10 protein-coding genes are annotated in these 13,031 nt (G+C 37.5%); 1 reads left to right on the top strand and 9 read right to left on the bottom strand.

All coding sequences use genetic code 11. The features are described 5' to 3' along the window. Positions 1 to 2: 2 nt before the first annotated feature. The 9 genes from MHB39_RS02535 to MHB39_RS02495 all read right to left on the bottom strand — a co-directional run bounded on the left by MHB39_RS02535 (position 3) and on the right by MHB39_RS02495 (position 11,184). Positions 3 to 881: a sugar phosphate isomerase/epimerase gene (locus MHB39_RS02535; protein ID WP_036078176.1), complete on the bottom strand. Its 879-nt coding sequence runs from the start codon at positions 879 to 881 to the stop codon at positions 3 to 5. An 18-nt stretch (positions 882 to 899) separates the two neighbouring features. Beyond that, positions 900 to 1,865 (bottom strand): dipeptide ABC transporter ATP-binding protein, encoded by a 966-nt coding sequence (locus MHB39_RS02530; protein WP_036078174.1) that lies wholly within the window; start codon positions 1,863 to 1,865, stop codon positions 900 to 902. After that, entirely contained in the window at positions 1,858 to 2,850 is a 993-nt protein-coding gene (locus MHB39_RS02525; protein ID WP_342545760.1) for an ABC transporter ATP-binding protein, read from the bottom strand. The genes MHB39_RS02530 and MHB39_RS02525 overlap by 8 nt, the downstream gene beginning before the upstream one ends. Positions 2,851 to 2,861: 11 nt before the next feature. Beyond that, the gene (locus MHB39_RS02520; protein WP_052125378.1) at positions 2,862 to 3,758 is read right to left on the bottom strand and encodes an ABC transporter permease subunit; all 897 of its coding nucleotides are present in this window, start codon (positions 3,756 to 3,758) and stop codon (positions 2,862 to 2,864) included. A gap of 13 nt (positions 3,759 to 3,771) precedes the next feature. Then, positions 3,772 to 4,695 carry an ABC transporter permease subunit gene (locus MHB39_RS02515; RefSeq protein ID WP_016993406.1) on the bottom strand — a complete coding sequence of 308 codons (924 nt, stop codon included), beginning with the start codon at positions 4,693 to 4,695 and terminating at the stop codon, positions 3,772 to 3,774. 66 nt (positions 4,696 to 4,761) lie between these two features. Then, a complete protein-coding gene (locus MHB39_RS02510) occupies positions 4,762 to 6,345 on the bottom strand; it encodes a glutathione ABC transporter substrate-binding protein (RefSeq protein ID WP_036078168.1) in 1,584 nt (527 codons plus the stop codon). A gap of 488 nt (positions 6,346 to 6,833) precedes the next feature. Further along, a complete protein-coding gene (locus MHB39_RS02505) occupies positions 6,834 to 8,186 on the bottom strand; it encodes an aspartate aminotransferase family protein (RefSeq protein ID WP_342545759.1) in 1,353 nt (450 codons plus the stop codon). Positions 8,187 to 8,219: 33 nt separating this feature from the next. After that, entirely contained in the window at positions 8,220 to 9,749 is a 1,530-nt protein-coding gene (locus MHB39_RS02500) for a CoA-acylating methylmalonate-semialdehyde dehydrogenase (protein ID WP_342545758.1), read from the bottom strand. 22 nt (positions 9,750 to 9,771) lie between these two features. Further along, positions 9,772 to 11,184 (bottom strand): amino acid permease, encoded by a 1,413-nt coding sequence (locus tag MHB39_RS02495; RefSeq protein ID WP_342545757.1) that lies wholly within the window; start codon positions 11,182 to 11,184, stop codon positions 9,772 to 9,774. Positions 11,185 to 11,417: 233 nt separating this feature from the next. Between MHB39_RS02495 and MHB39_RS02490 the strand changes: the two genes are divergently transcribed. After that, positions 11,418 to 12,986 (top strand): PucR family transcriptional regulator ligand-binding domain-containing protein, encoded by a 1,569-nt coding sequence (locus MHB39_RS02490; RefSeq protein WP_342545756.1) that lies wholly within the window; start codon positions 11,418 to 11,420, stop codon positions 12,984 to 12,986. Positions 12,987 to 13,031: the final 45 nt, after the last annotated feature.

Below are 13,031 nucleotides of genomic sequence, written 5' to 3'. Positions count from 1 at the left end.
CTTTAGAGCTTGCATTCGTCCCATAAACGACGTACATTATCCATCCCTATTTTTGAACCAACTTGGCAATCTTCCATCCCTTCAAACTCAATAGTAAGATAGCCATCATATCCACTGCCTTTTACGAGTTTAATAATTTCTCGAATATTTATATCGCCATGTCCCACAATAGCACCTCTGATGTAGTTGTTATGAACTGTACGGAACCATTCGCCCTCACCTGGATTTTCATAATAAGGACGAATATAAAAATCTTTAAAATGCACCGTAGCAGCATAAGGGACGTTTTTCATAACACCAATTAGAGGTTCTTCATCAATACATAAAAAATTACCGATATCTAAAGTTGTTTTAAAGTTGTCTCTGTTTACCGCATGAATTAATTGTTGTACACGATCACTTGTTTGAACATTAAAGCCGTGATTTTCAATCGTTGTCGTAATATTAAATTGTTTCGCGTAATCTGCAATTAACTGACAGCCTCTAACCATCTCTTCGAAGTGCTCGTTGTAATAATGAATGGACGTTTGCTCCTTTGGTAAAGTAAAGAGAGTAACGTCATGGCGCATAATGTGAATGCCCATATGATGTACGACATCAACATGCTTCTTTAAACGTTCAACCTCTTCTAAAAAAGCTTCCTCCGTATCCTGAATAAAGTTAGCTGGTAACGAATAGGCGGATAGCTCTAATCCTAGCTCTGCTGCTTTATCTTTTATTTGAGTTGCAAGTTCATAGTTATCTACAACGGTAAATTCATAGGGTACTAATTCTACATGCTGTCCACCGTTGTCTGCTACCCATTGTAAGACATCCAGTACATTCATTTCCCCCTGTCTCATTTTTTTGACCATACTATATGTGCTTAACCCTATTTTCATTTCTATACACCCTTTCGATTAGTTGACAAAGTGACATGCGACACTTTGCTCTTCGTTAATTTTTTTCATTTCCGGAATAGCTTGCTTACATATATCTGATGCAAAGGGGCACCTTGTGTGGAAGGTACAACCACTTGGCGGATTTTTAGGATTTGGAATATCACCAGTTAAAACGATCTTCTTTTTTCGTAATGTTGGGTCTGCGATCGGTACGGATGCAATGAGCGCTTTTGTATAGGGATGCTTTGGTTCATTAAATATGGTTTCTTTACGCCCGATTTCTACAATAGACCCTAAATACATGACCCCTATATAATGGCTAATATGTTCTACAACACTTAAATCGTGAGAAATAAAGAGATAAGATATTTTATATTCTTGCTGCAATTGCTTTAATAGATTCAATATTTGCGATTGTATAGATACATCCAACGCAGAAACGGGCTCATCAGCAATAATTAATTTTGGCTTTGTTATTAATGCGCGTGCAATACCTAAACGCTGCCTTTGTCCTCCACTGAACTCATGCGCATAGCGATCAGCATGTTCAGCATTTAATCCAACGACTTCCAGCATTTCAAGCACTAGTTTTTCACGCTCTGCTTTTGAAAGTTTTGTATGAATTTCTAAAGGCTCCCCAATAAGCTCCTTGACCTTCATTCTTGGATTTAAAGAGGCATATGGGTCTTGAAAAATCATTTGAACAGTTTGCCTTAAATGCTTTAATTCAGATTGCTTTGCAGTTGCTACTTCTTTCCCGTCCACAATGATACTTCCATTCGTTGGTGCTATTAATCTAGTGATTAATCTACCTGTAGTAGATTTACCACAACCACTTTCCCCAACTAAACTAAACGTCGTACCTTCTTCTATTTCAAAGGAAACATCTATGACCGCGTTAACATACTGCTTTTTTTGAAATAGCCCTCCTGCTATTTGAAAGCTCTTTTTTAAATTCTCCACTTTTAATATACTGTTAGGCATTTACTTCCACATCCTTTTTCACATATAGCCAGCAGCTACATTGGCGAGTAGCTGAAATTTTTACTGTCGGTGGACTCTCCTGATGGCATATAGACATCGCTTGATTACATCGTGGAGCAAATTTACAACCATTCGGCATATTTTGTGGGGATGGTACTTGACCATTAATAGATTCTAATACTTCTTTGTTATCACCAATTTTCGGTACGGATGCAATTAAACCTTTTGTATAGGGATGCTTGGGGCTAGCAAATAACTCAAAGACATCTGCTTCCTCTACAACCTGCCCTGCATACATTACGACTACCCTATCGCACATTTCCGCAACAACACCTAAATCATGTGTGATTAATAAAATAGCTGTTTCATTTTCTTCCTTTAGCTTTTTCATTAGCTCTAAAATTTGAGCTTGTATCGTGACATCAAGCGCAGTGGTTGGTTCGTCAGCAATAAGTAAATTAGGATGGCAGGCCATAGCCATTGCAATCATAACTCGCTGGCGCATTCCTCCTGATAGCTGATGTGGATATTCATAAATGATTTCCTCAGCTCTTCCTATACCAACGCTTTTTAGCATTTGGATTGCATGATGCTTACTTTCGTTCTTCGGCAGCTTTAAATGCATCTCAATTGCTTCCATTAACTGCTTGCCTATTTTTAAGACAGGATTTAAAGAGGTCATGGGCTCTTGAAAAATCATGGCCATTTGCTTGCCACGAATCTTCCGAATTTCTGATTCGGACATTTTCGTCAAGTCATGTCCATTGAAATGTATAGAGCCATTGACGATTTTGCCTGTAGTACCTTGAAATAATTGCATGATGGATAACGATGTTAAGCTTTTTCCACTACCCGATTCTCCCACTAAGCCTAATATCTCTCCTTTACGGATGGAAAAATTGACACCTCTTAAAATCTTGATTTCCCTTTTATCACGCGTAAAGGACGTTTCTAAGTCACTTACTCGCAATACATGTTCTGGCATAGGCATTCTCCTTAATTATTTTTTATTTTTGGATCTAAGACATCTCGTAATCCATCACCTATTAAGTTAAATGCTAGTACGGTTAAAAATATGGCAATGCCTGGCATGATGACTACGTGCGAAGATGTCCCTAAATAGTCGCGCCCACTACTTAGCATTACTCCCCACTCAGGCATCTCAGGGCTTGCACCTAAGCCTAAAAAACTTAAACCAGAAGCTGCTAAAATGGCTGTTCCTATACGCATTGTGACAAAAATGATTAACTCACTAATGGTTTCAGGGAAAATATGTTTCCACAGCACTCGAACATGTGAAGCTCCCATTGATTGTGCTGCTTCTACGTAAACATTCTCTTTCGCATTCAATGTAGCACCTCTGACTAAACGTGCAAAAGATGGCACACTAAAGATCATCACAGCAATGATGACATTATTAATACCAGGACCCAATAAGGCTACAATGGCAATTGCTAATAATAAATCTGGGAATGAAAACAATACATCACAGCTACGCATGATGATTTTGTCAATCCACCCACCAAAGTAACCGCTAATTAAACCTAAAATAGTTCCTAGTATTAAGCCTAAAAATACGGCACTAAAACTCACCATCAAGGATATTTTTGCACCTACTATCAAACGACTAAAAATATCTCGACCATACTCGTCAGTTCCTGCCAAATGACTTGCACTTGGTCCCTCTAATAAAGCATCATAATTCGGTTCAAAAGGGTCGTACGGTGCGATATAAGGACCAATAAAAGCGACTACAATTAACAACACTATAAAGATACTTGCTACCAAAGCAGCCTTTTGTTTTTTAAAAGACTTCCAAAATTCTTTAAGAGGAGAGTATTTTTTTTGTGTATTTTGCACTTGGCTATTTTGCATAGTAGTTGGTGAAGTCATTTTGTTCCCTCCCTTAAGAATTTAATTGGATTTTTGGATTTAACACGGTATAAAGCACATCAACTATTAAATTGACTAAAATAAATTCAAATGCAAATAACAGCAGTGCAGATTGAATGACGGGATAATCTCGAAAGGCAATCGAATCGATTAGAAGTCGTCCCATCCCTGGAAAACTAAAGACTGTCTCCACTACCACCGATCCTCCTAATAGAAATCCGAATTGTAGGCCGGCTACTGTTACCACAGAAATTAGGGAATTTCTTAAAGCATGGGTCACAATAACAGAGTGTTCTTTCAGTCCTTTTGCTCTCCCTGTTCTTATAAAATCTGCTTGTAACGTTTCCAGCATAGAAGAGCGAGTAAATCGAGCAATCATTGACATAATGCCAGCCCCTAAGGTCAAGGAGGGCAAAATATAACTAGAAAAGCCATCTAATCCACCTGTTGGAAATAACCCTAGCTGCACTGAAAATAATTGAATCAATAATAAGCCCAGCCAAAATCCTGGAATTGAAATACCAGAAACAGCCGTTACCATTCCAAAATAATCAGGCCATTTGTTTTTATTGATGGCTGAAACAACACCAATTACCAAACCCATTAATGTAGCCCAAAACATGGAAAGAAAAGTAAGATGAAGAGAAGGCATAAACCTTGTTTTAAACATATCTATGACAGGTAGTCCTGTTGTTAAAGATGTTCCAAGCTCACCCGTCACAAGATTTTTCATATAATCCACGTATTGTTTAAGAATGGGTTTATCTAAACCTAACTCATGGCGTACGTTTTCAACATCTTCTAGCGTGGCATCCTTCCCAGCTACTAACCTTGCAGGGTCACCTGGTATGAAATGAATAAATAAGAATGTTAATATGGAAATGACGATTAATATTGGTATCATTTCAACAGTTCTTCTTGCTATATACTTCCACATGCTGCCTTCCTCCTTTCTATTTTTGTAGAAAAGGAATTGACGAGCATCAATTCCTTTTATTGTTCATTACTCGACTTTGGCATTCTTCACATCAAGTCCACCTGTAGGGTTTACTTGCACACCGCTGACATTTGAACGTACACCATATACAACCTCATCTACCCCTAAGAAAATCCAAGGTGTATCTTGATAAACAATTTCCTGTAACTTTTCATATAATTCAGCTTGGCGATCTACATCTGAAATGGAGTTAGCTTCATCCATTAATTGATCTGCCTCTGTATTATGATAGTAAGCTGTATTTGCACCATTCGGTGGGAATGATACGCTATGGAAAAGAGGCTTTGTCGCATTCGTTATATCCGAAGCATAGGCTGACCAGCTCACATACCACATTTGTAATTTCGCATCCTCTGGTGTTTGTGCACCATAGATTTCGTCTGATAAAGTACCTTCTTCCATTGATTTAATTTCTACTTTTACACCGATTTGACCTAACTGTTGTTGAATAAACTGCATACCCTTCATCGTATCTGAGTTTGTGTTCCCCCAAATTTCAATATCGAAGCCATCAGGATAGCCTGCCTCAGCCAATAATGCTTTTGCCTTTTCAATATTGTGTTCATACATTTTTTGCTGCTTATAATAAACGGTTTTGGAAGGAATAATGGAGTCTAATGGTAAACCTAGTCCAGCATTCACCACTTTTAAATAAGCATCCTTGTCCACCGCATAGTTAAAGGCTTGTCGAACTTTAATATCATCCAAAGGTTTTTTATAGGTATTTAATGAAACGTAGTGTGCAATTGTAGAAGGGACTTTATTTACCTCTACACCTTTACTATTAGAAAGCTCATCAATATTTTGAGCTGGCACTGGATAGATAACCTGTGCATCACCCGCTTTTAGCATCGCTACGCGTGAGCCATTTTCTGGCACTGGTTTATAGGTGATTTTAGCAACACGTTCTCCTCCATCCCAGTAGCCGTCAAAGTTTTCAATTGTTAAATGATCTCCTTGTACCCATTCAACAAATTTATAAGGACCTGTACCAACAGGTTTTTTAGGTATATCTGCTGAATTTTCTTTAATCATTTTTGGACTAATCATTTTGGCAACTCCGAAACGTGTAATCATTGGTCCATATGGTTCTTTTAAAGTAACTTTAATTTCATAGTCGCCTAGAATTTCAACATTGCTGATTAAGCTAAAACCACGAGAATATAAACGTAAGCTTTCATCATTCATGATTCGCTCAATGTTGGCCTTTACAGCCTCAGCATTAAACTGTTCCCCGTCATGGAAAGTAACCCCTTCTTTAAGTTTGAACGTATAGACAAGAGCGTCTTCACTAATTGAATAATCATCTGCTAAAACCTTAATAATTTGACCATCTGCATCGAAGCCTAACAATCCTTCTAGCATTGTCTCCTGTACAGAACTCGAATTTGTATCCCCAGTGTTATGCGGATCCATTGAAATAAAGTTTTCATTTACAGCGATAACAAGTTCATTTTTTGAACTAGCTGTACCTGATTCTGTAGTAGACTTGTCCCCAGTATTTGATGCGTTAGAATTGTCTTTCTCTGAGCATGCCGCTAAAAGCAATGTACATAGAATTACAAAAACCAATTTTTTAACATAATTCATCTCATCTACTCCCTTTGTAAAAATATATAAAAATATTTCTTATAACTTAGATTAAGAAATATAATTACCAAAATGAATTTATTTTCTCCACTGATGAAAATAAATAGGCAAAAAATAAACTATATTTTCTTAAGATTAGACAATTCAATTCAGGAAAGATATTGCTTCCTCAACTATCACAATTGCTTTTAACTCAGAAAGTATAGTTCAAAATACAAGGTATATTTATTCCACTGCTGAAAATAAGTGATTAAAAAAATATTCCCTCTCAGAACATTGTTTTATTATCAGAAAATTTCATTATTTTTAACAACTATAAACGATGAAATCTAATATTTCCAGTATTTTTTTAATAAATTTCAGAATTTTATATTTATTTTTATTGAGCTATAATAATGCTCCCTACAGCTGATTGTTGCTCCAAAGCCCATTAATAAAAGTTCTAAAAGCCCTTATGATATGGCTTTTAGAACCTACATGAATAGTTACTATAGCGTATTTATACTATTCACAACCACACTTAGTATGCGGTCAAGATCTTCTTGTGCAATATTAAGTGGTGGCGATAACGTTAAGACGTTATTAAATCCTGCTACAGTAGCTCCATTTTTCCCAATGATGACACCTTGCCCTTTACATGCTGCAATGACTGCATTCACTTTCTCCACAGGTAAAGGTTCTTTCGAGATTTTATCTACAACTAATTCAATCCCAATCAATAAGCCCTTACCTCGTACATCCCCCACATTTGGGTGTTGCTGCAATTCTTGCTGCAATGTTTTTAGTGTTGCTGCACCAACTTCCTTGGAACGGTCAAATAATGCCTCTTGCTCAAGAATCTCAATATTTTTTAATGCGACTGCACATGCCACCGGTGAGCCACCAAATGTATTTACATGGCGGAAATAGCCGTATGCATCTGATCCAGTAAACGCCTCATATATTTCACGCTTTACTGCTGTAGCTGATAATGGTAAATAGGCACTTGTAATTCCTTTAGCCATGGTAATAATATCAGGCTGTACACCATAATTCATAAATCCAAATGGCTCTCCTGTACGACCAAAGCCACAAATAACCTCATCCACAATCATTAAAGCGCCGTGTTTTTTACATACTTCTTCAATACCTTTTAAATAGTTTTCTGGAGGCATAATGACACCACCACCTGTAATAATAGGCTCTAAGATCATCGCTGCAATTGTGTCGCCCAGCTCCCATGTCATCGTTTTGTCTACGGCCTTTACACTCGCTAAATCTAATGGCGCAATAGTATCACTTTCATGCTCACGGTATTGATCAGGTGGTGCAACATGGATAAAGCCAGGTGATAGAGGCTCATATTTATATTTACGCTCCGCCTGCCCTGTTGCCGCTAAAGCCCCAAAGGAGTTCCCATGATAAGCACGGTAGCGAGAGACAATTTTATAGCGCGAGCTTTGTCCTTTTTGCTGGTGGTATTGGCGTGCTATTTTAAAAGCTGTTTCATTCGCCTCTGAACCACTGTTAGAGAAGAAAATAACATAATCTCCACCAAGCATTTCATTAAGTTTTTCGGCTAGTTCGACTGCTGGTAAATGTCCCTGAGATAAAGGTGCATAAGCATTTTTCATCATTTGCTCATGTGCTGCATCCGCTAATTCTTTACGACCATAGCCAACATTGACACACCATAGCCCAGCCATCGCATCAATATATTCCGCACCATCTGTATCTGTGATTTTTGCACCATCAGATTTCTCTACTACATACGTGGCTTGCGGATTATAGGGTTTCATTGAATGCCATACATATTGCTCATCCTTTGCTAATACATCACTTTTAAGATTGATCTGCGTCATCGCCAAACACCCCTCATTATTATTTTCCTTACATTAGTTTTTCACATCGTTATTACTCGGGAACGCAAAGGAGCTTGTTGTATCTTCTGTTTCATCTGGCCAGCGCTCAGAAATCGTTTTTGCCTTTGTAAAGAATCTCGCCTGATCTGGGCCAAACATATGCCCTTCACCGAACTTAGAGCGTTTCCATCCACCAAAGTTGTGATAGCCAACTGGAATTGGTATTGGTACATTTACTCCTACCATGCCCACTTCTATTTCTTCTTGGAATTTACGCGCCGCTGCGCCGCTGCTTGTAAACATTGTGACACCATTGCCAAGCTCATGATCATTTATTAAGTCGATAGCCTCTTGTAGAGAGTCAACCCCCACTACAATACGTGCTGGACCAAAGACCTCCTCTTTGAAGATCGTCATTTCTGGTTTTACATGATTAAGTAGAGTAGGACCAAGATAAAAACCATTTGACGATTCACATACTTTTGGATGTCTTCCATCGATGACAAGATTCGCTCCTTCACTGACCGCCCCATCGATATAACGTATAATCGTTTCCTTTGATTGTTTAGTGATGACAGGACCGAAATCGACGTCTTGCTCTGTATAAGGCCCTACCTTTAGTTGGGATATTTTATTTTTCAATATTTCTGTAAATCGTTGCTCCGTATCCTTCCCTACAACGAGTGCACCAGAAATAGCCATGCAACGCTGAGATGCTGCACCATATGCTGCTCCTAAAAAGGCATTTGCTGTCTGTTCTAAATTGGCATCAGGCATTACAATCATAAAGTTCTTTCCACCACCAAATGCCGCAACACGTTTATTGTGCTTTGTCCCAGTTTGATAGATATATTCAGCAACAGGCGTTGAGCCAACAAATGAAATTGCTTGAATCTCTTTGTTTTCTAATAGTTCATCGACTGCCTCTTTATCTCCATTAACCACTGTCCAAATACCGTCTGGTAGACCTGCCTCTTTCCATAATTGGCTCAAATATAATGCTGAAATAGGTACACGTTCAGATGGCTTTAGAATAACGGCATTTCCTACCGCAACAGCCATACTTGTAATAGCCAGTGGTACCATAACAGGAAAATTAAATGGTGCAATGGTTGCTACTACACCAAGTGGCGATTTGGCAGAAAAAGCATTAATATTTCCACCTACATTGACCGAGTACTCTCCTTTTAGCATTTGTGGGGCACTGATTGCCATATCTACAGATTCAATACCACGAACAATTTCACCTTTCGCATCTTCCTTAGTTTTTCCACTTTCCTGGCAAATCACATTGATAAGCTCTTCCTGTCTTTCTACTAACAGCTGACGGAATCGATGTAATACTTCTACCCGCTTCCCAATTGATGTTTTTTTCCATGCTGGAAAGGCTTCCTTTGCAAGCTGAATAGCATGCTTTACCTCATCTCTTGAAGCAAGGGGTACTCTTGCAATGACCTCACCTGTTGACGGATTATATACTTCAGAGAATCTGTTACTTGTTCCTGCTACCTCTTCTCCTTTGATAAAATGTGTTAGCGTTTTCATTTCTTGCTGAACTGTCATATAGGACCACTCCTTCATCGTCTTATTGTTCAAAATCAAACTTGTCTTTTGTGAAAAGGGAACTTGATTCATCGGCTTGTTTAATCACCTTTTTCTTTTGAGTAAGCATATAGAAAATCATTACAATGGCCACAATAACGCATGTAAATAAAATTTGTGAACGCATTGACTCTATAAAGAACATGGCAATGAGTAATGCTGTTGTTGCTATTATTGTGAAATACGTTAAATATGGAAATAGCCACATTTTCACCTTTAATAGCTCTGGATTTTCTTGTTCAATCTTCCGTCGCATTCTTAATTGTGAAAAGGCAATGATTAAATAAAGAATCAACGTAATGGCACTGCAGGAACTTAATAAAAACATAAATACTTTATCTGGCGAAACGTAATTCATAATGACCGCAATATACGAGAAAAATGTTGCGGCAAGTATGGCATTGACAGGTGCACCATTTTTGTTTAATTTTAAAAATGCTTTTGGCGCTTCTCCTTTTTCCGCTAAAGAAAATACCATTCGTGATGTAGCATAAAGTGCTGAATTTAGACATGATAATACAGCAGTTAAAACAACAAAATTCATAATTTGTGCGGCTGCAGGAATACCAATATAATCAAGTACCGCTACATAAGGACTTGTTAAAATATCTGAGGAATGCCAAGGTAATAGCGTCACTACAACTGCAATAGAGCCCACATAGAAAATTAAAATACGCCAAGTAATAGAATTGGTAGCTTTTGTGACAGCAGCTAACGGTTCATCCGATTCACCAGCAGCAATCGCAACGATTTCTGTCCCCATAAATGAAAAAATAACGATAACGACACCCATTAGAACAGCGCCAAAACCATTTGGTAAAAAACCACCCTGCCCAACTAAGTTGGTCATACCAACAGCAGTAAAGTTTGGAGCGATACCAAAGATAATAAAGGCACCCAGACCTAGAAAAACGACTATACTTGCAACCTTAATAAGAGAGAACCAATACTCAAACTCACCAAAAGCTTTGACAGAAAGAACATTTGTTAATGTAAGTGCTACAGTTAAGAACAGACTTAATAGCCATAAAGGAATCCCATCATACCAATATTGAATAATGGCAGCTGCTGCTGTTGCCTCTAAAGCAATGGCGATTACCCAGAAAAACCAATACAACCATCCAATCATAAAACCTGCCCACGGACCAATGGCTTCATGTGCATAGTGAGCAAACGATCCACTCGTTGGATTGACTGCCGCCATCTCACCTAGCATACGCATAACTAATACAACGATAATTCCTGCAAATATATACGATAAAATTGCCCCTGGACCAGCTAAGTTAATGACCGAGCCACTCCCCATAAATAGTCCGGCACCGATTACACCGGCAATCGCAATCATCGTCATATGCCGCTTCTTTAATCCTCTTTGTAAATGCGTTTGTTGCCCCATATCTGTCACCTCTTTTAGTAGATTGCTTGATCGCTTACAAAAATCTTACATCTTTCATAACGTTGAAGTAATAGACAAACTGTAAAATTCTATACTTTTGTTTTATACATAATGTAAAATAGACTAAATATTCTTAAAATAAATTAAAAATGATTTTATGAGATAATTTTCAGCATTAAGTAGAAATTATTGAAATCAAACCAAATGGATGCATGTCAAAAGGAGGGGCAAAATTGAGCCCATTTCAACTAAAAGTACTAGACGTTTTACAGAATAAATATTTTCAAAATGCGGAGGTAGTTGCAGGTCATGAGGGATTAACAAGGAACGTGAAATGGGTACATGTACTAGAAATCATACATGTTGATAATTTTTTAGTTGGTGAAGAGTTAGTATTAACTACAGGGCTTAGTCTCCAACATAGTATTGAGGACTTTGTATCCTTTATTGAAGCCATCATTCAAAAAAATTGTGCTGCCCTTTGTATTGAATATGGAACCTCTATTCAAGCAGTACCTGAAGCGATTTTAACACTTGCCAACCGCCACCAGTTTCCTATTATTGTTTTCCATGAAGCAGTTCCTTTTGTTCGTATTACACAGGATTTACATAGCCAAATTATCAATCAGCAGTATCTACTGATTTCTTCACTAGAAGCTTACTCACAAACATTGAACAAAAATGCAGTATTGGGACAAAACACGGACGATATTTTACAAAATATGTATAATGAATTAAAAATACAAATTATGTTTTCCATTAAGGGAAGAGAGCCTGTCTTTTTCCCGAATATGGCGCATAAAAAGCGGCAACAATTCCTAACATTGAATACATCGACTCAGCAATTTAAACATGAGCCTATTTTTCTATTTGATCAACATTATGCCGATTTATCAATTTATCGAGAAGATGGGCTTTTCTCCGAATTTGAATTATTAATATTAGATCGCACGGCAACAGCGTTGGCACAGCTTTTAATGCGAGAGTTTTATATTGAGGAAAAAAAGAATATTGAGGATGCTTCGATTTTAGCTGATTGGATTGATCAAAAACTGTCTAAGGAGGAAATCTACAAATTTATCGTTACACATTATGCTAACTATACACAATCTAGTGGAGCTGTCTTTATTTTGGCCTCTCCTAATACGTTGACAAAGGCTCAGGAGGATGTTGTCTATAGTAAGCTTTATTATCGTAATCTATTTGAGCAACATGGCTTTATTCCATTTTTATTTGAAAGAAAAAGCTATGTTATTTTTATTTTATTGCATACAAAAGATAGTAAAGCCGTTCGTGATATGTTAAACAACATGTTTTCCTCCTTGGCCAAAACGGAATTCTATAAAAAGCAGCAAGCTCAAGGTTATCAGATAGCCATTGGAAAGGTCGTTTGTGATGTAGATGAAATTCCTAAAAGCTATCAAACTGCACTAGAAACCTTATATATTTGTCGAAAAGTACAAACGTCCTCGTTCTTTTATGATGATCTGCATTTATATCATTTAATTTATAAATTACAAATGCAGGTGGATTTACAGGAAGTGATTTATGACTATTTACAGCCCGTTATTGAATACGATGAAAAATATAATAGCAAGCTTCTCGAAACATTGCAGGTATATTTACAAACAAATGGCTCTAAACAGCAAACAGCGAATCAATTGTTTATTGTTCGTCAAACACTCTATCACCGCTTAAAAAAGCTTGAAAGTTTACTAGGGAAAAATTTCATGAACGGGCATAACCGCATTACACTTGAATTTATGCTACTAGCCAATTCATTGATTGAGGATAAGAGCTAGAAAAAAGTAGGCACGCCCAAAAGGGAATCTCCCTTCTAAGCGTGC

It is taken from the genome of Lysinibacillus sp. FSL K6-4013 (assembly GCF_038630435.1).
Classification (GTDB): domain Bacteria; phylum Bacillota; class Bacilli; order Bacillales_A; family Planococcaceae; genus Lysinibacillus; species Lysinibacillus boronitolerans.
The sequence above is the reverse complement of the archived record's forward strand: the minus strand, read 5'-3'. Positions and strand labels throughout refer to the sequence as shown.

Bases quoted from the DNA above. Each gene is read 5' to 3' on its own strand.
- MHB39_RS02510 (WP_036078168.1), bottom strand. From the start codon at position 6,345: ATGAATTATGTTAAAAAATTGGTTTTTGTAATTCTATGTACATTGCTT.
- MHB39_RS02535 (WP_036078176.1), bottom strand. From the start codon at position 881: ATGAAAATAGGGTTAAGCACATATAGTATGGTCAAAAAAATGAGACAG.
- MHB39_RS02530 (WP_036078174.1), bottom strand. From the start codon at position 1,865: ATGCCTAACAGTATATTAAAAGTGGAGAATTTAAAAAAGAGCTTTCAA.
- MHB39_RS02525 (WP_342545760.1), bottom strand. From the start codon at position 2,850: ATGCCAGAACATGTATTGCGAGTAAGTGACTTAGAAACGTCCTTTACG.
- MHB39_RS02500 (WP_342545758.1), bottom strand. From the start codon at position 9,749: ATGACAGTTCAGCAAGAAATGAAAACGCTAACACATTTTATCAAAGGA.
- MHB39_RS02505 (WP_342545759.1), bottom strand. From the start codon at position 8,186: ATGACGCAGATCAATCTTAAAAGTGATGTATTAGCAAAGGATGAGCAA.
- MHB39_RS02495 (WP_342545757.1), bottom strand. From the start codon at position 11,184: ATGGGGCAACAAACGCATTTACAAAGAGGATTAAAGAAGCGGCATATG.
- MHB39_RS02520 (WP_052125378.1), bottom strand. From the start codon at position 3,758: ATGACTTCACCAACTACTATGCAAAATAGCCAAGTGCAAAATACACAA.
- MHB39_RS02515 (WP_016993406.1), bottom strand. From the start codon at position 4,695: ATGTGGAAGTATATAGCAAGAAGAACTGTTGAAATGATACCAATATTA.